This window comes from Bradyrhizobium sp. LMTR 3, assembly GCF_001693485.1.
In the GTDB taxonomy this organism is placed as follows: domain Bacteria; phylum Pseudomonadota; class Alphaproteobacteria; order Rhizobiales; family Xanthobacteraceae; genus Bradyrhizobium.
Window position 1 is genome coordinate 38,899 of the sequence record NZ_MAXC01000016.1, and the last position, 22,539, is coordinate 61,437.

Below are 22,539 nucleotides of genomic sequence, written 5' to 3' on the forward strand. Positions count from 1 at the left end.
AGAGCGCTTTCGGCCCGACGAATGCTTAAACTGGCGAGCGAACGTCTGCCGAACTAGACCTGCGGTGCGTTTAGCTGTGTCGCAATAGGTGGAACGCACCGGCGATGTCGTCGAGCTCAGCGGCTTGCAGTAGAGCGACCGTCGAATGCAATTCTTTAATAAGGCTTCGCCCCGTTCGTGCTTCAACGGTCGAGACCCCAAACGTTCGGATTTCGCGCGAAGTATTCGATCAGCATTTCGATGAGGACCCGAATTTTCCGAGCGGGATGCTGACCCGGTGGGCGGACGACATATACGCCTGCCGAAGGTGGAGGATAGCTTGTCATCACCGGAACGAGCGCGCCCGAGGACACATATTCATGTGTGATGCAATCGGGGATCCAGGCGATGCCGAGTCCCGCCGCCGCGGCAGCGGCAAGCGCCGTAGCGTTGTCGGCCTTGAACCTGCCCTGCGGCTGAACCGTGACGATCTTGTCGCCATCCATGAACTGCCAGGCTTCCGTTCCTTGCATGAGGGCCTGATGATTGACGAGCTGCGCTACCGTCTCAGGTGAACCGTGCGCTTTGATATAATCCGGGCTGGCGACAAGCTTTCCATAGATCGGCCCGATGCGCTTCGCGATCAGGTTGGAGTCCTGAAGGTAACCAACCCGGATCGCGCAGTCGAAACCCTCGGCGACCAGATCGACGAAGCGATCGCTGTAGGAGGTATGGATGTGGAGCTGCGGGTGGTGGCGCGCCATTTCCGCAAGCACGGGGGCGAAGTGGGTCGGGCCGAAAGTAAGCGGCATGGCAACCCTCAGGCGGCCGCGCAGCTCGCCGGTCGGGAGGATCGTTTCCCTCGCGGTGTCGATCTCGGCGCTAGCCCGGGCCGCATGGTCTCTGAACGTGATTCCCGCTTCTGTGAGCGCGGCGCCGCGGGTCGTTCGTGCAAGAAGCTGAACGCCGAGTTCCGCTTCAACCCGAAAGAGCCGCCGACTGACGATTGACTTGGAGACGCCGAGCCGGCGCGCGGCGGCCGATACGCCCCCAGCATCGGCCACTGCGACGAATGTCTGCAGATCTTCGATGTCCATTCCGGCGTTCCTCATTTCGCGACACAGCGTGCCTGACTATGGCACTACCGCATCACCAAAAGGAACAGCAAATTGCGCCCAGGCAACGTCGCCCGCTGGCGCATGTCTCATGTGAAACCCATTGCCGTCCATAACGGCAGAGAAAGGAAGTCTTGATGACCCCTCGTAATGGCCTTGCTTCGCTTCTTCGTCCCGAAGACTCGGTCCTCGTCCTTGTCGACCACCAGCCCTATCAGCTCGCGAACTTGAACAGCCACGATCCGCAAGCTGTGGTCAACAACACGACCGCGCTGGCGAAGCTAGCAAAAGCCTTCAATGTTCCGACCATTCTCACCAGCGTGATCGCGGCGCGCGGTGGACTTCTCTTCAAGCAGATCACCGACGTATTTCCGGACCAGGAAGTCATCGATCGCACCTGGGTGAACACCTGGCAGGACGAGAATGTGGTGAACGTCGTCAAGGCGACCGGCCGCAAGCAACTGATCATCGCCGGCCTGTGGACCGAGGTCTGCGTCGCAATGCCTGTGATCCAGGCCGCCGGCGAAGGCTGGGACGTGACCGTGATCACCGACGCGTCGGGCGGGATTTCGAAGGAGTCTCACGAAGTTGCCATCCAGCGAATGATCGCGGCCGGCGCGAACGTGATGACCGTGATGGCGCTCGCTGGCGAATGGCAACGCGATTGGGCGCGCACCGAGCATGTCGAGGAGCTGACCGAGATTCTCATCCAGCACTTCGCCGGCAGCGGTATCGCCTTCCTGTGGGAGCAGCAACTGCTCAACACGCCCGTGCCGAGCAAGGTGCGCTGATTTGGGCGGGGGTGACGAAAGTCTTGAGCGATCCGCTCAGAACAAGCTGATTGCTTATCGAGTTGCGTCATCCCCTCTCTACAAGACGGCTGGCCATGCAAGGCGGCCGGCATGATCGGCGACCACTTCCTTCAGCCGTTACCCGCGACCGCAGCCAGCTTAGCGGACGGTGCGACTGTCACGAATGTTCAGGACTATGATGGTGGCGTGATCCATTCGTGGGCCGCTCTGCCCGATGGTCAGTTTCTGCGAATGACCGGAACATTTGCAATCACTCGGCCCGCTGCTCCGAAAGAGCAGGTCAAAGAGATTCTCGATCGCGTGCTGACCTGGCCACAGGCGGATCAGGAGAAGATCGCGCGCTTCGCCCGCCAGGTCGAACAGCGGAGCGATGCCGATGACCTGACCGACGAAGAATGGCGAACAATCGAAGAACGCGCCGCCCGCCGACAACCGAAATCACGGAGCAACCGTATTTGGGCCCGCACCGATCTACGCCCCTCACTTCTTGCCGAAAGCGCTGAACAGCCCGCCCAGCACCTTCGACGCAATCCCACCCAGCGCGCCGAAGCCGCCGGTGGCGCCGATTACGCCGGTGATGATCGGAATCAAGGTCGCCATGGTCGAGCCTGAAACCGGCGCGGTTGTGGTTGGCGCCTGACCGGCGATCGCTCCCAGATTGAAGGGCAGATTGAGAATACCCGCCGACTGCAGCAGGGTGACGATACCGAGCATGCCGGCGGAAAGCTGTACGCTCGGCCGCGACATGGCCGGCGCGAGCGGCTCCGCGGGCTTATCCGGTTTTTCGGTACCCGGGAATGGCTTGCCGGTCAGCCGCTCATACAGCAGCGGCATTAGCACGGTGATGAGATCGACCGGCACAGCGGCGCCAGGCTGTTGCGGCGTTGCCGGCTGCGAGACGATCGGCGCCGGGACGGTGTTGACGGGCTGCGAAAGCACCGGCGCGTTGGCGAGCGGCGTGACCGCCGGCGCCGGCTTGCCGGTCGCAAGCACGGTAAGAAGCTGCGTGATGTCGAGCTGCTTGCCGGTAAGCGCCGACTGCAGAATCAGCGGCAGCAGCAGTTCGAGGCCTTGGCCCGGCTTGGCAGGATCGGCGGCCATCGGTTTCTCCTTCGATAGCAACATGAGAATGAGCGGGAGCAGTTGCTGCAGGTCGAGCGCGGGAGCGCCAGCGGCAGGGCCCGTCTCCGCCACCGCGACGCCAGGCTTGACCGTTTCGGCCGCAAGCGAAACGCCGAGCGCCGCCGCCGTCTCCGGCCCGACCGCGCCATCGACGACCATGCCCTCGGCTTCCTGGAAACGCAGCACGGCGGCTTGCGTGTTTAATCCGAACTCGCCGTCGATCAGGCCGGGATCGAAGCCTTTCGCGGCCAGCGCCGTCTGGATGCGCGTGACAACGGCCATATCCATGTTCGGCGCACCGATCTCGTAGATGATGGCAGGCGGGCTGACCTTGAGCGGCGCGGCATTGTCATAGGAGATGCCGGGAATCAGGATGCCGGTGTGCCAGCCGCGGCCCTGCACCGTGTCGGCCACCACGCCGTAACGCCGTCCCTTTGCCTCGATGGTGCCGCCGTTGCCGTCGCATACCGCGATGTGGCCCATCTTGCCCGGCCCAGGCGGATAGCGGAGCACGATGCCACCGACGGTCGCCGCCGCCTCCTCCACCGAAACGCGCTTGCCGAGCCGCTCGAGGTCGGCCTTCCAGGCGCCGGTATAGGCATCGGCCTTGGCCGGCTGTGCGGTGTCGTCTACGCAGCCGTAAAGCATATTGGCTTCCTGATAGACCAGCCACGAGACGAACTCGGCGCAGTCCCACGGGCCACGCCAATGCGGATCGTCCTTCGGCACCTGCGTGTTGACGTATTGCTCGCCGATATGCGCGCGGGCGCGTTGCACAAGGCCCGCTCCCGAAGGCACACCGCTCGCGGGTGGCTGGGCAACGGCTACGGCAGGCAGACCGTCCACGAAGGCGTCGGCGCTGCCGGCCTTGTACATGCGATGGGCCTGACGCCACTGCTCCTCGGTCAGGTTATTGCCTTTGCCCGACTCGCGGCCGGCAATGGCTTTCAGCAAGGCAATCGCCAGCACGGGATCGTCGACCATCTCCTTTGTCAGCATGGCGTTGGGGTCATAGCCGGGCACACCGAAGCCGTGCCGGCCGGTCCACTTCGTTCCGGCCTCGCCGATCCGCATGCCGACATAGCTGCGCGACAACAGGTCGAAGTTCGAGGCGGCGCCGTTCACCGGCGAGGGAAAGCGCGCGATCTTGTGGCCGCCGCCGATGATGCCATAGCCGGTCTGGCCGAAACGCGCGGCTCGCGCGCTCGGATACTGAGCGCCGGGATTGTTGTAGCGGAACGAAGCGACCTCGCTGCCTGCAACGTCGTCGCGATTGTCAGCCGTTGAGGGGTCGGTAGACCTGCCGATTTGACCCATTGCGCGCTCCCCCGTTGGTGTGCCTGTTGCCAGTTTCCTCTTCGCCGATCGGTGCGTCCTCGGCCTCGGTTTGCTGCTCATTGGCCGGCCCAGATCTGCCCTTTCGGCACGATGATCCGATCGTCGCGGCCAGTGACAACCGGCCGGACGCGCTGTCCGCACTATCGATATTCGTTTGCGCAGCCGGAGCATTACCGCTCACGGCGAACCGTGAAGAGCTTACATCGTTTTTACAGCCTTCACGTGTGAGCTAGCTAACAGTTGCGATGCAGGTCACCTGCAATTCGACATCCCATCTGCCGCGCCTGAACAGGAGAGCGTTCATTGCCGCGGCTGCCGGCGCGACAGCCGCTTGCGCATCTGGCGCTCCCTTCCACTTAGATGATGCGTGGCAGGGCGGCGCCCGCTGCGTGGTCGATGACGTAGCACCAGGTGCCATCGGACTGGCGGCGGACCAACTCGACCGAGCTGCCGGACGCTACGATGGAGCCGTCCTGGGTGCGCAGCTCCCAATCTGCGCGCAGCAGAGCGAGGCCACTGTGCTGGACGCAAAAGTTATTGCGCGACGTCATTGTGCCGGGCGCTTGCAGCAGACGCTGCAACTCACCAGCGATCGCGTCGAGCCCTATCAGACTTCGCTCGCTTCCATCCACGCGCAGGACGGCATCCACCTCGTAAAGCGCGAGCATATTGTCTATGTTACGGCTGTTGAAAGCTTGAGCGAATGCCCCGTTCATCTGGGCTGGCTCAGTCACGGTCATGTCTCATCTCCTCGTTGGGGAGAAGAAAAGAAGCACGTCCCTTCAGTGCTAACCAAACGGGAAGGAAGCCGCATTGTCATCTGCTGCGCTACGATTGGAACTCGACAATCCGCAACCGCGTCGCCCGGCTGATTGCCCGGTCGAGGATTGGTTGGCCTTCCTGGGCCACCGGTGGAACGCCCTCGTGCTCTGGCACCTGAAGGACGGTCCGAAACGGCACGGAGAGCTGGCGGAGCTTCTACCGGGCGTATCTCCGAAGGTGCTTTCTGAGCGTTTGGATGGGCTTGAAGATCGAGGCTTGGTGCTGCGTTCCCCAACCAGTGCGTTCCCACGGCGCGTGACCTACTCGCTCTCGCTCATGGGCACCGAGCTCCTAGGCATCCTCGATCGGCTTGAGCTTTGGTCACGCCGGGATCATCGAGCGGCTGCTCGGTCGCATGACTACGCAAGCTGACGGCATTATCGTGGAAGCGTGATCGCCCCGCACATCCGAACGCCTTGCCTCACCCCTCCCGGTACCAGCTCGCGAGCTGCCACAGATCGTTGTCCCAGCCCGAGATATGCGCGGTCAGCTTGCCGCCGAGCGCTGCGACCCGGGTCCGGGAGACGATGGGCTGGATGTAGTTGTCTGACACGACGAGGTCGTTGAGCTTGATGAACAGCGCCGCGCGCTTCACCGCGTCGAGCTCCCGTTCGACCTGCTTGTAGATCTCGTCGTATTCCTTGCTTTGCCAGCGCGAGACATTGCGCCCCTGCCACTTGTTTTCCTTGTTTGCCACCTGCCACGATGTGTACTGGTTCATGAAGAACTGCGGATCGGCCTGCGGCATGGTGGTGTTGTACATCTGCGCGTCGCAGTAGAAATGCGTGTAGGTGTCGGGATTGGCGGCGTCGGAGGAGAAGAACACCGATCCCACCACCGACTTCAGTTCGACGTCGATGCCCGCTTTCTGGCACGCCTGCTTGACGATGGCCTGGGTCTTCTGCCTGGGCGCATTGATCGAGGTCTGGAACACGAACTTCAGCCGCTTGCCGTCCTTGGCGCGAATGCCGTCGCCGCCCTTTTTCCAGCCGGCGGTCTCGAGGATCTGGTTGGCCTTCTCGATGCTGAACTCGAATTTGGTGTTCTTCGACCGGAAGCGTTCCGGATTGTTGAGGAAGTTCGCGGTGGCCAGCGCCGTGCGGCCATAGATGTGTTTCTCGATCGACGCACGATCGATCAATAGATTGATGGCTTGCCGCACGGCCGGATCGCTGAACAGCGGATGTTTGGTCTTTATGCTGGCGCGCTCGCCGTCGACCTCGACCGCGGGATCAGTCGAGTTGAGCTGCATGAATTCGACATTGCCTGACGGGGTGATGTTCACCCTGCCTTTTCCAACAGCCTCCAGTCTCTGCAGGATCTCGTCTTCGACCAGAACGTTCCAGGCATAGTCATATTCGCCGGTCTGCAGCACCGCGCGCGCCGCCGATACCGCGTCGCCGCCGCCCTTGACCTCCAGCTCATCGAAATGCGGCCGGTTGGCGACGTGGTAGTTGGGGTTGATCCTGGCGCGAAGCATGTCGCCCGGCTTGAAATCCACGAACAGATATGGGCCGGTGCCGACCGGCTTCAGATTGTTCGGCGCCTCGCGCGACTTGGCGCCGACGTAATCCTTGAACAGATGCTTCGGGATGATCATGCCGTAATTGCCGACAAAGGCATCGGCCCAGAACGGCGTCGGCTTGGCAAAGGTGAGGCGGACGGTGAAGTCGTCGATCTTCTCGACCGTGATGTCCTTGTAGTTGGCAATCGAGACCGCCGCGGTCTCCGGTGTTTTGGCATATTCCCAGGTGAAGACGACATCGTCTGATGTGAACGGCATGCCGTCATGCCATTTGACGTCGCGTTTCAGCTTCCAGACCACCGAGCGGCCGTCCTCGGACAATCCATTGTTCTCCTTGCTCGGAACCTCGGCAGCGAGGATCGGAACCAGGTTGCCGTCGCCATCCCATCCGGCCAGCGGCTCGTAAAAGATCCGGGAGCCTTCCTGATCCTTGGTGCCGACGGCGAAATGGGGATTGAGCAGGGTTATGGCCTGCCAGTACAGCAGTTTCAGCACGCCGCCGCCGCCGGCCTTGGTCGGCTTGTAGGGAAGCGCGGTCGCAGCCATAGCGACCCCGGACTGGCTCAGCATCATCCCGGCCATCGGCGCCGAAAGGCCGACCGCGATCATGCGCTGGACAAAGGCCCGCCGCGACAACCGGCCAGTCTTGACGTCTGCAATCAGGTCCCGAAGTTCCCGTTCTTTCATGGGGGCCGACTCCTTAACTGGTGCTGAATGCTTGGTGACCCGCGACGCTGCAAATGGATCAGGTCAGCGCGAACCTGTCAAAGCAGGATCCGGGCCACCGAAGTTCACGGAGTTGTTGTCTTGACCGCGCTCGCCTTTGTTACAACCATTGGTGATCCAGCCACTTTAGCTGAGGAGCTCTCATGTCGTCGACATCCGATCTGCCGCGTCTGAACAGGAGAGCTTTCGTTGCCGTGGCTGCCGGCGCGACAGTCGGTTGCGCGCCGGCGCTCGCCCAGCATGCGGGCCATGGCACGCCGTCAGGCACGGCGCTGCCTGAAGCAGCCCCCTCCTCCGATCCGTTCGCCCGGCTTCAGGGCGGCACACCGCATCATCTCACGACCGAGCAAATCGCCCAGCGAAAGGTGGACAGTCCCGCGCCGAAAGGCGTGCAGGGGCGCTGGACGCCGAAGGCGGCGTTGCCGCTGCCGCGAAGCGAAATGGCCTGGGCCACCGCCTGGGCGGGGCGCATGCATATTGTCGGCGGCTACGGCGAAGGCCGTGTCGATCGCGCCTATCACCATGTCTACGATCCGAAGGACGATCGATGGTTCAACGCCGCGCCATTGCCGCGCGGTGCCAACCATGTTGCCGTCGTGGCGGATGCAGGACGCGTCTACGCGCTCGGTGGCTTCATCGAGCAGAACCGCAATCCCGACCCGAATGCGTTTTTCTACGACGTGGCGTCCGACAAATGGACGACGATCGCGCCCTTGCCGCGCTCGCGTGGCGCTGCCGCGGCAGTCGCACTCGATGGCAAGATACATCTGATCGGTGGCGCCGGCGCCCCCACCAACGAGCGCGCCAGCGTCGGCTGGCATGAGGTCTATGACCCGCAAACCGACAAATGGGACGTTCGGAAAGCGCTCCCCGCCGCGCGCGACCATGTCGGCGCCGTCGCCTATAACGGCATGATCCATATCATCGGCGGCCGCTTCAACACCTTTGAATACAACACCGACCTTCACCACGTTTACCTGCCTGTATCAGACACCTGGAAGGAGCGCGCGCCGCTGCCCACGGCGCGTTCGGGCCACGGCCTCGTCGTTTACCGCGACCGCTTGTTCGCGATGGGCGGCGAATACGGCGTGCAGGACAGAGGCCAGATCTCGCAAGGCGTCGTATTCGGTCAGATGGAGAGTTACGATCCGAAAGAGAATACCTGGCAATCTCATGCGCCGATGCTGACACCGCGGCACGCGGTCGGCGCCACCACGATCGGCGATACCATCTACGTTGCCGGCGGAGGCGCCGTGACAGGCGGCGCGGTCCAATCCTCCGTCCACGAGGCGTTTACGCTGGCTGTTTGATTGCGCTTACCGGCCCCAGAATGCCGACGTGGCCTTGAACCGCCGCCATCTCTGGCGCAGCTTTTTCGCTACTGCAATCTGGTCGCGCGCTCGCCAGCCGGTCATTGCGCCGACGGCAAAACGAAGCGCGGGCCGATCGTCCTGCCCGATGGTATCGAGCAATGCGCTGATATTTGCGATGTCGCGTGCGCGTCCAAGACTGTTTTGCAGCCTGGCGAGCCGCGCCACGTAACGCTTGGCGCGCGCACGGTCGGCGTAAAGCGGCGAGAAGAATTCCGCCGCATAGCGCAGCTTCTTGAGATCGATTCTGAGATCGTGTTGCGTATCGGCGTCAAGTCGCCAGAAGTGCGCGCCACGCTTGAGCACCTTATGGTGCCATCTCGCGAGAATTTTATCCGCGAGCGTCGGCATCGGCTGTGACAGCACGGCCGACGCCTCGCTTTCAATCTCGTTGCGCCAGCCGCGGCGTTCGACCCAGTTTCCCAACGACAGTAGGAAGCGGCTGCAACGCGGATCGGCAAGGACTGCTTGCAGCGCAGCGTAGTTCGATTTGCGCTGTAGCTGGACCACCTCGCGCAGGTCGCCCAGGTCGACCTCGGGAGCCGCCGTCGCAAGGCGAGAGACGGTCGTGACTGCGAACACATCCCAATCGCGAGTCGGACCGAGCTGCTGCATCAACCATCTTGCCTCGCCGTTGATCGCCTCGAACGATGGCGATGGGATCTCCCGCCGGAACAGCGCGCAGATTGTGCGCAGACGGCGCAATGCGACCCGCATCTGGTGCACGCCTTCGGGGTCGGATCCCTCCCTCGCCACCGCGTGGTTATTCAGAAGATGCTGCCAGCAGCTCCCCGCCAGCAGCGCAATGACGTCATCAACCGCGTGTTCAGCGGTGATGCCGACTACCGGTTCGGCTTTCACCGCCGGCTGCACGACGTCGAACGCCAGCGCATAGCCGCGTTCTGCCTTGCTCCGCGTGCCGATTTGCAACGGCGCGGTGTCGAGCAACTGCGTTCCAAGATCAAACAACGCGCCAGCGTTGCCGCTCTTCAATTCGAGCTCGATTTCGGACAGGACTTCCTGACGCGTACCGGCCTCGATGGTCCCCTCGTCGAACGCGATTTCAACCAGCGCATCGGGCAGATCGAGCTGCCGAGCATGCCGGCGAACCTTGGTCGCAAAGGCCGGCTCGAGCGCATCGGGAGCAAGCGTCGTTACGGGATCGCCGATCTCGGCGGCGGGAAGCCGCGCCAGGTCGGGGGTAATGCCGTCAACCGGCGTTTCCCACTGCCGTCGCGCCAACGGCCGTCCGCTGTCGGGCGAAAACTTCAGCGTCTGAATGAAATGCTTGCCGCTGCGGCGCACGCGCAGCGACATGCCGCGTTGGAACAGCACTCGTTCCGGCGTGTCGTAATAAACCGTTTCCAGCCGGCGGACGACGCCGCGATTGCGCGCATGCTGCGCGATGACGGGCATTTCGCGCAGCTTCTCCAGGACACCCTGCGGCGCCAGCAGCTTAAGTTCGATTTCCGCTTGCTCAGCGGGTTGCACAGCAATCGCGCTGCCGGAATCGTGCACGATTGGGCCGTTCAACGGAGACTCCATTGGAAGGGGGAGGCGCGTGAATATTTTATGACAACCGCAAAATATACTCAAATAGTCTACTGGGAAAACTCCGCAAATTGCTTGGGCAGTTCCGGTGCCGAGGCCTTGAGCCGCCTCAGTTCGGGCATGAAACCAGTCGGGAGTGAGGAAAAAACTTGCCGAGCAGAGGCTCGCGGACCCGCGGGACGTGGGAGGCCGTTCGGATGATGAGAATGCCACATCCGCGAAACAAAGAGACCGCCTCAATTGGGCGGCCCTTAATTTACTTTCTACGCGGCAGTTTGATCGGAATATGCGGCGCAGTACTGGTCACGACTGGAGATGATCTATCATCGGAAGCGTGACTTTTGAGTGTCTCCAGCACCAGAAAAAACTTCTCGGCAAGCATGGCAATGACCTCGCTGGCGAATTTGTCTCCGTTATTGGTCGAGTCGGATTGCTGGAGATTCAATCACTCGCGCGAGGCCGCCGCAATTAAATTCGCGCATCGGAGTAAGCGCTCCGTAGTCGCACGGGAAGCTGCGGCACCGAGCCTATGACTGTCGTCGGGAAGATCGGCCTCGCGCCATGCCCGAGCCGCCCTGCGGCGCGGGCGAGTTGGACGCCCGCCGATGAGCAGCGGCGCCGACCAGCTCAAATCCGCCTCCTCATTTCGTCGCCGACCACGCGAAGATCGATCCTGCCGATCAGATCGGAACGAAGCGCCTCGGCCTCGCTGATGGCGGCCATGGTCTGCCGCAAGGTGCTGACGTTCGAGCCGAGCGACACGATGCCGCCCAGCACTGCGGCAATCGAGCCCAGGGCTGCGACCTGATTGGACCCGAGCAGGCCGAGCATCGTGACGAGCATCAATCCGACACCGAGCGCGATCACCGACTTCGAGACCAGCGTGATCTTGCGGCACCGCTCGGCGACCTCGGCCAGCTCTTCGAGCCGCGCTTCGATCCGCGAAATCTCGTCACTCGGGTCGTCCTCGTCCATCGGTCTCAAATCCAGTTCTGCAGGGTTTCGTTTTCCGGAATCGTCGGCAGGCAGATCTCTTATCGCAAATGACACGCCGATGCCCACCGGCCTCACCGCTCCCGACGATCATCCAGCCGCGGTCGTCCAGTCCACGCCCGATTGAGCCACCGGGTAGCCAGCTCGAGCCGCGGCTTTCCCTGCAGCCGCGCCTGCGCTTCGTGATAGGGGCCGACGTAGCGGAGGCGGGTCGGCAGGTGGGGATACAGGCGGCGTATCCACTTGAGCGCGCGATCGGCGGCCCTCTGATCGCGCTCGTCGAGATCGAAGCCGAAACCCGCGCGCAGCCGCTCGGGCAACATCTGTGCGCTCAGGGCCACGTACCAGCGCGGCGGCCGCAACCACGGACGTGCGCCGGTCAAGATGTGATGGGCCACGTCACGCGCTGCGGTGCTGACGGACAAGGTATCCGATCGAGCCATCGACGCGTTGTAGTCGGCGAAGGATGACCAATCCGCCGGCAGGTCCGCAGCTCTCAGCCCGAACAATGCGCCGAACAGCCGGCTTTCGGCCCAATATTGCTCGCGCTCTTCCGGCGAGAGCGGCGGCAGGACGAGATCGTGCGCGATGGCGGCGGTTTCGACAAGGGTGGCGTGAACCCAGCGCAGCGCGGCGACATCGTTGGCGCTGTAGGATGAGCCCTGGGCGAAGCGGCCGCTCGCCTCGGGCAGCCCGCCGGAGATCATCGTGTGCCGTCGATGCAGACGCCGCGCCGCGGCAGTCGCGCCGTCGAGCGAACCGAACACCATTGTGAACATCAGCTCAAAGGTTCGATGAAAGCGGCCGACCGGATCGGCAAAGGTGCGCGAGTGCTCCGCGACGGCGGCCGCGACCCAGGGATGCGCCAGTTGGAGCAGCAAGGCGCGCCCGGCTCCCAGAAAGATCACGGCTTCCCTGTCGATCCGCCACGTCATCGACGCCGGACCAAAAATGCCCTCAGCCGACCCGGCGGCGCCGGCCCTGACGACATCGAGAGTAGCTTCTAGATCGCTTTCCGAGACCAATTGGCAACCTTCCAGAGAGATCGACCTGTTTTCGCGATGCGGATTCTATCGCAACTCAGCGCGGGCAGAAATATCCCGAGCATCGGTAAAGCCAAACCAGGCGAGCGGCAACGCGAGGCCGCAGAGCACCGCCATCGCAACGAACGCCCCTCCGCCATACCTGGCATAGAAAAGCCCTGAAAGCAGCGTCAGTGCGGCCGTCACCACGCCCGAACCAAACGCGTAGATTGCTTGAGCCGTTGCGGCCATTCTGGCGGGGACAAGAGCTGCCATCAACCGCATGCAAGAAAGATGCAGCAGCGCGAACGTCAATCCGTGCAGCGGCTGCACCATCGCGAGTGCCGCGACGGAAGTCGTCGTCCCCGCGACCGACCAGCGGATGATTCCGGCTGCTGCAGCCAACGCCGCCGCACCGCGCGCGCCGATCCGGTTGAGCAGGGCCGGTCCGATCAGAAAGAACACGATGACTTCTGCGGCGACGGCCTCCGACCACAAGACGCTTATGACGGACGTGTCTATTCCGGCGTTGCTCCACCGGATCACCGCAAAGGCGTCATGCATGGCGTGACTGCCATAGATCAGAGCCGAGACGAGGATCAGGATTCGGAATCGCGCGATGCCGAGGAGTCCACGAACCTCGCTCGCAAGCTGCGATGCGCCGCTATGCGGCGCCGATGGAGTTGAAACCCTGGGTACCAGCGCGGTTGTCCCAGCGGCAGCGACCAGCAGGGCTGCGTTCAGCCAGATTACACGCGTCAGATCGGTGGAAGTGATGAGCTGCCCGATGAGCAGCGTACCGCAGACGAAAGCGGCCGATGCCGCGCCGCGAATCCAGCCGTATTCAAAGGGCCTACCTGCTAGCTGAGGTCTGGCTGCGTTGACCGACAACGCATCGGCGATCGATGTCGTCGGGGCCAGTGCCGCGGCCTGGACCAGCGCTACGAGCAGCAACAACCAGAAACCATCGGCCCACAGCAATGCCGCGGCCGTTGCTGCTGCCAGGGCGGCGCAGAATGCGAGCACGAGGCGCAACGATTGCAGGAAGTCTGCAAACATCCCGACGAGTGGACCGGCGACAAGACGCGCCAGCAACGCAGCCGCCAGTATCAAGCCGATCTGCTCGGGCGTCAGCGCTCTGGTTTCAAAAAACCTCGGCCAGAACGGAGATGCCACGCCGAACGCCGCGTACAACGCGGCGTAAAGAGCTATGTAGGCGACCGGCCCAGGAACGCGCATTTCTGAAGGTTCCCCTCGGTAGAATTACGGCCACAAAGAACACGGCTCTGCCGTAGTTCATCCGCGAAATCTCCACATCCAACTTCTAACCGACCGGCCTTCACAGAAATGGATGGAAGTTGATGCGATATCTTTTCGCCGCCGTGATTGCTGTGTTCGTAGTCGCGGTGGATTTTGAAAGTTCCGGAATCAAGTCAGTATGGACGGCACCATCTTTCGTTGTCGCTGAAGCGCAATCGGAACCCGCCACGACATCGAGTTCTCACACAGGAACTGTGACCGCGTCGGTCGAGCATTCGCAAGAACCGGACGCAACCAACGCCGTCACCGCGCCACACCAATCGGCAACGACAGCCGATGCCGCGGCTCATGCAGCCGCTGCAGTCAACGAGGGATCCGCGCCGCCGAACCCGATCTGCGAAGCGGTCAGGAGTGCCGCTGAGGAACACGATATTCCGATCGGGTTTCTCGTGCGCCTGCTCTGGCAGGAAAGCAGGTTTAAAGTGGCAGAGGTCAGTTCGGCAGGCGCGCAGGGCATTGCGCAATTCATGCCGCGAACGGCGGTCGAAATGGGCTTGAAAGACCCGTTCGATCCGCTGCAGGCGATTCCTGCGTCGGCAAGATTTCTTCGCAAGCTTTATAATCAGTTCGGAAATCTCGGGCTTGCGGCGGCAGCCTACAATGCGGGCGGCGGCAGGATCGAGAAGTGGCTATCGCGGCGCGGTGCCTTGCCGAAGGAAACGCGCGCTTACGTCAAGATCATCACCGGCAACAAGGCCGAGGCCTGGACGGATGCAAACAACACTGTCCACATGCCGACGGACCTGCCGGACAAGGCGCCATGTGAAGGCGTCGGCGGCCTGTCGAAGGAAGACCAGATCGCCGAAATTCCAGTCGATCTGGCGCCTTCCATCAGCGGAATGGTGCTAAAGGCTGATGTTGCCGAAGAGAGCCACGCGGCTCTCAAGAAGCGGCGAGTTGTTGCAAGCCGAACCGCAAGGGCCGTACGTACGGCGCTGCGGAACGCACATGCCCGGGCAACCCGGCTGGCAGCAAAGGCTGCGACACGGAAGCCCGGCAAGCAATCCGCCACCCGCTTTGCATCGGCCGCCGGCAGCGGCAGCCGGACAAAGTCATCGAAAGCATCGCGGGAATTGTAGGCTCGGATCGGCCTGCCAGATGGTGCGCGAAAAAAGCCCGCATTGCTGCGGGCTTTTTTGTCTCGCCGGCCTGTCTTACCAGCGGCCGGTGCCGAAGCTGAAGGTTACGCCGGGACCGCCGCCGTAATAGCGGGGACCGCCGTAGTACCCGTACCGGCGCGGCGCGTAGTAGCCGTAGCTATCGTAGTACGGGCGATGGTGCCGGTAGCCCCAGTGATGATGGCGATGGCCCCAGTGGTGATGGCGCCAGTGACGGCGGTGGGCGCTGAAGTCGGTGGAAGACGACCGGGTGACGTCTGTCGAATTCTTCGCCTTCACCGCATTGTCGGCGGCGTTGGCGGCGGAACCGCCGATCAGCGCAGCAGCACCAACGGCAAATGCGATGGCTAGTTTCTTCATCATCGAACTCCAGTGAATGTGTCAACTCTACTGAGTCTAATCACCGCGCCGCGATCACGTTCCGTCTGCGACATTAAGATTACGATAGCTGCTTGAACAAACGTTCATGAATATGAATGACAGTTCCTTCGACGAGAGTAGCGTTGTGCGGCTTCGCATCAGGGCATAAAGATCGACGGTGATCGGAAATCAGCGACATTGCAGATGTGGCGCGATCTACCACCGCACCGAGGCGATGGCGGCCTCGCGCGAGATCGACTGCTTTGAGTGCACGGCTTGCGGTGTCATGCTCGAAAGATGGGACACCGCGTGGGTGCCGAGCTATCGCCTGATCATGGTTCCAGCGATCAAGCCTGACGAAACGCCGCCGACTGCAAGCGAACCGTGATCATTGCGCTGGACTGATCGCTACTGCGATCGTCTCCTCCGCCACGCCGCTGACCTGCAGCACGACCGGGCTGGCGTCGAGGTCGAGCCGCACGCTCTTTCGCATGCCAGGGCAATCGCTGCGGCCGGTGCTGCCGACGGAGCGCGCATAGCGGCCGTTCTGGATGACGTCGATCCAGGCTTCGTCCGACAAAGTGACCTGGTAGGTGCCGGGTTTTGGCAGCGCGGGAAATCGCACCATGCCGCCGTGCCACCGCTCCGATCGCGGCTTGCGCTCGGGCGGCATCGCGAAGGACGCTTGCGCCGCCGGCTGCAGGCGAATGACCACCGCGCCGGCCGGCAGCACGGATATCGTGTCGCCCGCTGCGATCGTTGTCTTGTCTGTTGCAACGAACGCGGCGCGCTCGCGCGCGAGCGACCACGCGAATTTTTCGCAACCGTCGTCGGCAGCCATGGCAGGTCCGAACAAGGCGGTCAGCGCGATGACGACGAGACCTGGGCGAAGCATCGAAATCCCCTATTGCGGCAGAGCCGGTGCGGCAAAGCCGTGTTTTGCGAGCGTGCGCTGGCCTTCCGCCGACAGGATGAAGAGTGCGAATTTGTATGCCGGCACCGAGGCGCCGTTCATCACGGTCAGGCCGTAGTCGGCGCCGACCGCAAGCGTGTCGGGCAGTCGCACGATCTGCTGCGCCGGATTTTCGCGCTGGGCCGTCAGCGCGTTGGTGCAATAGGTCAGGAAGATATCGGCTGTGCCTTGCGCGACCAGTTCGCCATAGACAGAGCGGCCCTGCGCCGCGGGCGGGCTGGTGGGACCGCCGGTGAGTTGCAGCGCTTTCTTCTCGAGTGCCGCTGAAGCACTTGGGCTGATCTTCTCGGCCTTCCGAAAAACCTCCCAGGCGTAGTCGCCGGACGGATCGGCCTTCGGCGTCGAGGTACCGAGTTTTATCTGCGGGTCTAGCATGCGGTCGAGAAGAGACGCCGTGGTGATTTCCAGGCCCGGCCGCACCAATGCGCACAACCGGTTGCGCGCGAACAGCTCCACCGACCCGCTGCGTTTCTCCATCACCAAGGCTTGCGGGTGCTCCATGTTGGCGGAAGCGAATACTTCCGCCTTCGCACCCGCGACGATTTCATCTTTCAACAAGCCGGACGCGCCGAACCTCGGCTGTACCTTGCCGAGACCTGCGGCTTCGAAAGCCTTTGCCACCTCGGTCAGCGCAGCGCGCAGACTGCCGGCGGCATGAAGCAATACTACGTCCTCCGCCATCGCAGGCACGATCGTGATCAGCAGGAACGCTAGCGCTACCGAAGCATGGGCTCGCATCACGCGCCGGAATCGCTGGCGTTGGGATAGAACAACTGCTCACCGTTGATCTTGTAATCGGCGATTGCCTTCTGTCCCTCTGATGACACCAGCCAGTCGATGAAGTGCTGACCGAGATCCTTCTTGACGCTCGGATGCTTTTCCGGATTCACCAGCATGACGCCGTACTGGTTGAACAGGCGCTTGTCGCCTTCGACGGCAATTCCGAGATCGCCGCGATTCTTGAACGACAGCCAGGTGCCGCGATCGGCGAGCACATAGGCATTCGAGGCGGAAGCGGTGTTGAGCGCAGCGCCCATGCCCTGCCCGATCTCCTTGTACCAGGGACCCTTGTCCTTTGCGATGTCGATGCCGGCGATCTTCCAGAGATTGAGCTCTGCCTGATGCGTGCCGGACTTGTCGCCGCGCGAGATGAAATCGGCTCCCTTCGCCTTGATCGCGGAGAGCGCAGCAACGATGTCCTTCGAGCCCTTGATGCCGGCGGGATCGCTCTTCGGGCCGATCAGGATGAAGTCGTTGTACATCACGGGATGGCGCCTGATGCCAAAACCTTCGGACACGAATTTTTCTTCCGCAGGTTTGGCGTGGACGAACACGACGTCGGCATCGCCGCGGCGGCCGGTATCGAGCGCCTGTCCCGTGCCCTGCGCTACCACCTTCACGTCGATGCCGGTCCTGGCCTTGAACATCGGCAGGATATGGCCGAACAATCCGGAATCCTGCGTCGAGGTGGTCGAAGCCACCACGATCGATTTATCCTGCGCGACGGCGTGGCTTGCGAATGCGAGGGCGGCGGTTGCCGCAATCAGCAGACGGCGCGTGAGCATGCTCATTTGTTTTCCCTTCTTTAGTTTGCGCATGATCTTTTCGGAAAACCGGTAACCACTTTTCCGAATCATGCGCTAAATCAATAGTTCGCCGGCGAGGAACGCCCTCGCCTCGGCGGTTTGCGGCGCGTCTAGGAACGATGCGGCTGCGCCGGTTTCGACGATGCGGCCGCGGTGAAGCATGATGATTTCGCCGGCGAGCCTGCGCGCTTCGCCGAGATCATGGGTCGCCATCACGACCTTGATGTTGCGCTCGCTCACAGTGCGGATGATGTCTTCCACCGCCTTGGTGGCGATGGGGTCGAGGCTCGCGGTCGGCTCGTCCAGGAACAATACCGCGGGATCGCGCGCCAGCGCGCGTGCCAGCGCCAGGCGCTGCTGCTCGCCGCCGGAGAGCCTTCGCGCCGCGCGGTCGGCGAGCGCGTGCAGGCCGACCAGTTCGAGCAACTCGGCTATGCGTCGCGCATGCTCCGCGTGCGGGATACCGGCGGCGCGCAGCGCAAAACGGAGATTGGCGGCCGCGCTGCGCCGGAGCATCGCCGGACGCTGAAACACGATCGCGCGCTTGAGCGGCGGGACAAGTTCGAGGCCGCCCCAGGTGACGCGCCCGCGCGAAGGTGCCAGCAGCCCCATCGCCAGACGCAAGAGCGTCGATTTGCCTGAGCCGTTGGGGCCGATCAATACCGTCGGCGGGCCCGACGCCAGCGTGAGCGCGATGTCGTCGAGGATCGTGACGCCGCCGGCCGTAACCGTCACGCCATGGAATTGGATCGGCAGTTCGCTCGAAGGCGCGCGCATGGTCATCCCGCCAATCGCTCGCCGGCGCGGCGCATGCTCCAGGCCAACGCGTTGACGACGATCACGATCGAAATCAGCACGAGGCCGAGGCCGACCGCGAGCGGCAGGTCGCCTTTGGAAGTTTCCAGCGCAATCGCCGTCGTCATCGTGCGGGTGAAGCCTTCGATGTTCCCGCCGACGATGATGATGGCGCCGACCTCCGCGGCCGCGCGGCCGAAGCCGGCGAGCAGCGCCGTGACCAAGCTGAAGCGCGCATCCCAGATCAGCGCCATGACGCGGCCGAGGGGCCCGAGGTTCATCGCGGTGAGTTCGTCGCGGTATTCGATCCAGAGATCCTCGATGGTCTGGCGCGTCAGCGCGGCGATGATCGGCGTGACCAGCACCGTCTGCGCGACGATCATGGCGCTCGGGGTGAACAACAGACCGAACGCGCCGAGCGGCCCGGAGCGTGACAGCGCGAGATACACCGCGAGGCCGACGACGACCGGCGGCAGGCCCATCAGCGCATTGAGCAGAACGATGACGCCCTGGCGGCCGGGGAATCTCGTCAGCGCGATCCAGGCGCCCAAGGGAATGCCGATCAGCGCGGCCAGCGCCACCGCGGACAGGCTGACATAGAGCGACAGCCGCACGATCGCGAACAGCGCGGGATCGCCGCTGAGGACAAGTTGAAGGGCGGATGGGCCGTCTGGCATTTGTAATTCCAAAGCTAGGTGCGTACATCTTGCGCAGATAGCAACGATATGGTCAATTTCTGTAGTAACTGCACTCCAATGCATATTAATGCCGATGCCAGAGCTCCTGACGACCGACGAAGCGGCGGATTATCTGCGGCTCTCCGAGCGCAAGCTCTACGAGCTGGTGGCGAACCGCGAAGTGCCCTGCAGCAAGGTGACCGGCCGCTGGCTGTTTCCTCGCACGGCGCTGGACCGCTGGGTGTCCGCCGGACTCATTGCGCCTGCTGGCCTGGCACAGGTCGCGTCGCCGATCGTCGGCGGCAGCCACGATCCGCTGCTGGAATGGGGCTTACGTGAGAGCAATTCCGGCCTCGCCAGCCTGGCCGAAGGCAGCGAGGAAGGCCTGCGCCGGCTGATGCGTGGCGAGGTGATGGTCGCGGCGATTCATCTGCACCGGCTCGACGGCGACGACGAGAGAGCCAATGTCGAGGCGATCGCCGATGCGCCGGGCCTGCACGATGCGGTCGTGCTCGGCTTTGCGCGGCGCGAGCAGGGCATTCTGGTCGCGTCAGGCAATCCGCTTGATCTAAGCGACATGGCCTCGATCGCGACATCACGCGCACGGATGGCGCAACGCCCGGCCGGCGCCGGCGCGCAATTGCTGCTGCTCGCGCTGCTGGCGCGCTCGGATATCGCGCTCGACGATCTGAAACTTGCAAAACCCGCTTTTCCGACCGGCCCCGACATCGCGCAAGCCATCCGCGCCGGCCGCATCGATTGCGGGATCGCGACGCGGAGCGTGGCGAAATCGGCGGGACTCGATTTCCTCCCCGTCACCTGGGAGCGTTTCGACCTCGTGATGCGACAGCGCGACTACTTCATGAAGGGACCGCAGGCGCTGTTCGACTTCATGCGCGGAGCGGGCTTCCGCGATCGGGCGGCCGAGCTTGGTGGTTATGACGTCAGCGAGGCCGGTGCGGTGCGGCTGGTGAATTAGAGCGCGGGCTCATTGGCGCCTAGCCATATATGCGGATCAACACGAGAATTTCATGGAACAGAACGGCCTCTACGATCACCCTGATCTGTACGACTTGATAGCGCCGCCTGATCCGGCCTTGGAACACTTCTACGTCGAGGTAGCTCGCGAACGAGGTGGCCGCGTCCTCGATCTCGCGTGTGGAAGCGGTCGTCTCACCATTCCGCTGGCCCGATCAGGCCTACAAGTGACTGGAGGCGATCTATCCGCCAAGATGCTCGAGCATGCGCGACGTTCCGCCGAGGCACAGGCGGTCCAGCTCGATCTGGTGCAGTTGGACATGCGCCATTTCGACCTTAATGGACGCACCTTCGACACCATCATTGTTGCCGTGAATTCGGTTCTGCACCTGCACAGCCTGGACGATTTCAGGGGCTTTTTTCAATCCGTGGTACGGCACCTGTCACCGAAGGGCAGGCTTGTGTTCGACGCTTTCTTCCCGAATGTGGCCATGCTCAGCAGCGATCCTGACAGACGCCAACTGGTCGGATCGATCGTCCATGACACTCAAGGCAAGATAATCGTCGAGGAGACCCTCAGATACGAACCTCTCACCCAAATCAGTCACGTGGATTGGTATTGGTCGACGTCGGCAAAGAAGGATTTCTGGAGGACTCCTTTGCAGATGCGAAACATCTTTCCGCAAGAGATGCCGTTGCTAGTAGCATCAGGCGGCCTACATCTCGTCGAGCGCTTTGGTGACTTTGACCGCAGCCCGTTAGCGGCTGGCAGCGCGCGACAAGTATGCGTGTGTGCTGATCAGGGATGATAAAATAAGTACCTACAAGCGGGCGTTGGCCGAGACCTGCAGCAATAGAGCTGGAAGGCCGTTTTGCGATGCACGTGCTTTGCTTGATGTAGAGACGATTCCTGCTTGTGGCTCTTCTCGGGCGACATGCTTCGCTCGAAAACGCCACGCTCATCTTCGCCCCGGCAGCCACGCGACAAACCCCGCTTCGCCCAGCCGCTTCATCACGTCATCCAGATGCACGCGATCCCGCGTTTCGATGACGACTTCGAGCAAGGTGCCCTTGGCAGGCAGGTCGGAGAAGGTGCGCTGGTGCGAGACTTCGATGATGTTGGCGCCGGCTTCGGCGAGTAGCGCCGAGACGGCGGCGAGCTGGCCGGGCCGGTCGACGATGTCGATGGCGATCTGGGTCAGCCGGCCCTCGCGCGCGAGTTCGCGGGTCAGCACGGAAGCGATCAGCCGGGTATCGATGTTGCCGCCGGTCAGCACAAGGCCGACATTGCGGCCGGCAAATCGCTCCGGCGCGGCCAGCACCGCCGCAAGGCCTGTGGCACCGGCGCCCTCGACCACGGTCTTTTCGATCGCTATCAGCATCGCTACCGCGCGCTCGATTTGGTCTTCGGTGACGAGAACGATGTCGTCGACGAGATGGCGGATGATCTCGGTAGTGATCCGGCCCGGCACCTTTACCGCAATGCCTTCGGCAAGCGTGTCGCCGCGCATCGGCAGACGATCGCCCTTGATGGCGTTGTACATCGACGGATAGAGCTGCGCCTGCACGCCTATGATCTGCAGATCCGGCTTCAGCGACTTGGCCGCGACCGCCATGCCGGAAATCAGCCCACCACCGCCGATCGGCACCACCAGCGTATCGAGTTGCGGCGCCGCCCGCAGCATTTCGACCGCGATGGTGCCCTGCCCCGCGATGATCAAGGGATCGTCGTACGGATGGATCATGATCATGCCGTGCGCCTCGCCATGCGTGCGCGCGAATTCGCCGGCCTCCTCCAGTGTCTTGCCGGAGATGATCGTATTCGCGCCGTGACGCCGCGTGTTCTCGATCTTCACCATCGGGGTGCCGACCGGCATCACGATGCTAGCGGGAATGCCGAGCCTGTTTGCGTGATAGGCCACGCCCTGCGCGTGGTTGCCGGCCGACATCGCGATCACGCCGCACCGCCGCTCCTCCGGCGACAGCGCCAGCAGCCGGTTGAGCGCGCCGCGCTCCTTGAAGGTCGAGGTGAACTGCAGGTTCTCGAATTTGAGCCAGAGGCTACAGCCGCAGATCTCGCTCAGCGTCCGGCTCTGGTCGCATTCGGTAACGAGGACTGAGCCAGCAATGGACGCGCCAGCAGCCGTGATGTCCTCGGGCATGACGGCAAGGCGGCCGGGTTCGGAACCGACTTTCGTCGGCGGTACATTTTTAGGAGGATTCGGCATTTCGGTGGCCTCGTTGAGAGGCAATCGTATAGGCCTTTTCCGCCCCTTTTGCCTCCCTCGAATCTCGTAAAACTCCCGCCCCATGAACATGGGTGTCGCAAAAAACTGCCACGGGGTTACACTTGCGCG

21 protein-coding genes and 1 pseudogene are annotated in these 22,539 nt (G+C 62.8%); 7 read left to right on the plus strand and 15 right to left on the minus strand.

Annotated elements, in window-relative coordinates; genetic code table 11:
* Window positions 1-182 precede the first annotated feature (182 nt).
* Window positions 183-1,076, minus strand: coding sequence for a LysR family transcriptional regulator (locus LMTR3_RS15570; protein ID WP_065745966.1), 894 nt, complete (start codon window positions 1,074-1,076; stop codon window positions 183-185).
* Window positions 1,077-1,231: 155 nt separating this feature from the next.
* Here LMTR3_RS15570 and LMTR3_RS15575 point away from each other — a divergent pair, with 155 nt between their 5' ends.
* Entirely contained in the window at window positions 1,232-1,885 is a 654-nt protein-coding gene (locus LMTR3_RS15575; RefSeq protein WP_065745967.1) for a hydrolase, read from the plus strand.
* A gap of 111 nt (window positions 1,886-1,996) precedes the next feature.
* Window positions 1,997-2,104, plus strand: a pseudogene (locus tag LMTR3_RS40240) (hypothetical protein); the annotation flags it as partial.
* Between the two features lie 282 nt (window positions 2,105-2,386).
* On the opposite strand, the gene LMTR3_RS38915 reads toward LMTR3_RS40240, so the two are convergent.
* On the minus strand, window positions 2,387-4,345 hold the full coding sequence (locus tag LMTR3_RS38915; protein ID WP_065745969.1) for a C40 family peptidase: 1,959 nt from the start codon (window positions 4,343-4,345) through the stop codon (window positions 2,387-2,389).
* 377 nt (window positions 4,346-4,722) lie between these two features.
* Window positions 4,723-5,106 carry a YybH family protein gene (locus LMTR3_RS15590; protein ID WP_245319896.1) on the minus strand — a complete coding sequence of 128 codons (384 nt, stop codon included), beginning with the start codon at window positions 5,104-5,106 and terminating at the stop codon, window positions 4,723-4,725.
* Window positions 5,107-5,257: 151 nt separating this feature from the next.
* Here LMTR3_RS15590 and LMTR3_RS15595 point away from each other — a divergent pair, with 151 nt between their 5' ends.
* Window positions 5,258-5,560: a winged helix-turn-helix transcriptional regulator gene (locus LMTR3_RS15595; RefSeq protein WP_283809297.1), complete on the plus strand. Its 303-nt coding sequence runs from the start codon at window positions 5,258-5,260 to the stop codon at window positions 5,558-5,560.
* 49 nt (window positions 5,561-5,609) lie between these two features.
* Here LMTR3_RS15595 and LMTR3_RS15600 read toward each other — a convergent pair whose 3' ends face one another.
* Entirely contained in the window at window positions 5,610-7,400 is a 1,791-nt protein-coding gene (locus LMTR3_RS15600; RefSeq protein ID WP_065745971.1) for a peptide ABC transporter substrate-binding protein, read from the minus strand.
* Window positions 7,401-7,582: 182 nt separating this feature from the next.
* Here LMTR3_RS15600 and LMTR3_RS15605 point away from each other — a divergent pair, with 182 nt between their 5' ends.
* On the plus strand, window positions 7,583-8,749 hold the full coding sequence (locus tag LMTR3_RS15605; RefSeq protein ID WP_084029647.1) for a Kelch repeat-containing protein: 1,167 nt from the start codon (window positions 7,583-7,585) through the stop codon (window positions 8,747-8,749).
* Between the two features lie 6 nt (window positions 8,750-8,755).
* On the opposite strand, the gene LMTR3_RS15610 is transcribed toward LMTR3_RS15605, so the two are convergent.
* From LMTR3_RS15610 to LMTR3_RS15630, 4 genes are all read right to left on the minus strand, one after another.
* Window positions 8,756-10,342 carry a CYTH and CHAD domain-containing protein gene (locus LMTR3_RS15610; protein WP_176721913.1) on the minus strand — a complete coding sequence of 529 codons (1,587 nt, stop codon included), beginning with the start codon at window positions 10,340-10,342 and terminating at the stop codon, window positions 8,756-8,758.
* Window positions 10,343-10,987: 645 nt separating this feature from the next.
* Window positions 10,988-11,335, minus strand: a complete 348-nt coding sequence (locus LMTR3_RS15620; RefSeq protein ID WP_065745974.1) for a hypothetical protein — start codon at window positions 11,333-11,335, stop codon at window positions 10,988-10,990.
* A 92-nt stretch (window positions 11,336-11,427) separates the two neighbouring features.
* Complete coding sequence (locus LMTR3_RS15625) at window positions 11,428-12,378, minus strand: oxygenase MpaB family protein (RefSeq protein WP_065745975.1); 951 nt, start codon at window positions 12,376-12,378, stop codon at window positions 11,428-11,430.
* A 45-nt stretch (window positions 12,379-12,423) separates the two neighbouring features.
* Window positions 12,424-13,614, minus strand: coding sequence for an MFS transporter (locus tag LMTR3_RS15630; protein ID WP_065745976.1), 1,191 nt, complete (start codon window positions 13,612-13,614; stop codon window positions 12,424-12,426).
* 122 nt (window positions 13,615-13,736) lie between these two features.
* On the opposite strand from LMTR3_RS15630, the gene LMTR3_RS15635 reads away from it, so the two are divergent.
* Window positions 13,737-14,774, plus strand: coding sequence for a lytic transglycosylase domain-containing protein (locus tag LMTR3_RS15635; protein WP_065745977.1), 1,038 nt, complete (start codon window positions 13,737-13,739; stop codon window positions 14,772-14,774).
* Window positions 14,775-14,849: 75 nt separating this feature from the next.
* On the opposite strand, the gene LMTR3_RS15640 is transcribed toward LMTR3_RS15635, so the two are convergent.
* The 6 genes from LMTR3_RS15640 to LMTR3_RS15665 form a co-directional block, all read right to left on the minus strand.
* Window positions 14,850-15,173, minus strand: coding sequence for a hypothetical protein (locus LMTR3_RS15640; protein WP_065746011.1), 324 nt, complete (start codon window positions 15,171-15,173; stop codon window positions 14,850-14,852).
* A gap of 388 nt (window positions 15,174-15,561) precedes the next feature.
* Window positions 15,562-16,068 (minus strand): hypothetical protein, encoded by a 507-nt coding sequence (locus LMTR3_RS15645; RefSeq protein WP_065745978.1) that lies wholly within the window; start codon window positions 16,066-16,068, stop codon window positions 15,562-15,564.
* Window positions 16,069-16,077: 9 nt separating this feature from the next.
* Window positions 16,078-16,884, minus strand: a complete 807-nt coding sequence (locus LMTR3_RS15650; RefSeq protein WP_176721916.1) for a molybdate ABC transporter substrate-binding protein — start codon at window positions 16,882-16,884, stop codon at window positions 16,078-16,080.
* The gene (locus LMTR3_RS15655) at window positions 16,884-17,711 is read right to left on the minus strand and encodes an ABC transporter substrate-binding protein (RefSeq protein ID WP_065746012.1); all 828 of its coding nucleotides are present in this window, start codon (window positions 17,709-17,711) and stop codon (window positions 16,884-16,886) included. The genes LMTR3_RS15650 and LMTR3_RS15655 overlap by 1 nt, the downstream gene beginning before the upstream one ends.
* Window positions 17,712-17,786: 75 nt before the next feature.
* A complete protein-coding gene (locus tag LMTR3_RS15660) occupies window positions 17,787-18,509 on the minus strand; it encodes an energy-coupling factor ABC transporter ATP-binding protein (RefSeq protein ID WP_141686639.1) in 723 nt (240 codons plus the stop codon).
* 2 nt (window positions 18,510-18,511) lie between these two features.
* Window positions 18,512-19,204: an ABC transporter permease gene (locus tag LMTR3_RS15665; protein WP_065745981.1), complete on the minus strand. Its 693-nt coding sequence runs from the start codon at window positions 19,202-19,204 to the stop codon at window positions 18,512-18,514.
* Window positions 19,205-19,298: 94 nt separating this feature from the next.
* On the opposite strand from LMTR3_RS15665, the gene LMTR3_RS15670 reads away from it, so the two are divergent.
* Window positions 19,299-20,183, plus strand: a complete 885-nt coding sequence (locus LMTR3_RS15670; RefSeq protein ID WP_065746013.1) for a substrate-binding domain-containing protein — start codon at window positions 19,299-19,301, stop codon at window positions 20,181-20,183.
* Between the two features lie 52 nt (window positions 20,184-20,235).
* Entirely contained in the window at window positions 20,236-20,991 is a 756-nt protein-coding gene (locus tag LMTR3_RS15675) for a class I SAM-dependent methyltransferase (RefSeq protein ID WP_065745982.1), read from the plus strand.
* 150 nt (window positions 20,992-21,141) lie between these two features.
* Here the strand turns inward: LMTR3_RS15675 and LMTR3_RS15680 are convergent, their stop codons facing one another.
* Entirely contained in the window at window positions 21,142-22,344 is a 1,203-nt protein-coding gene (locus tag LMTR3_RS15680) for a threonine ammonia-lyase (protein ID WP_065746014.1), read from the minus strand.
* Between the last annotated feature and the right edge of the window lie 195 nt (window positions 22,345-22,539).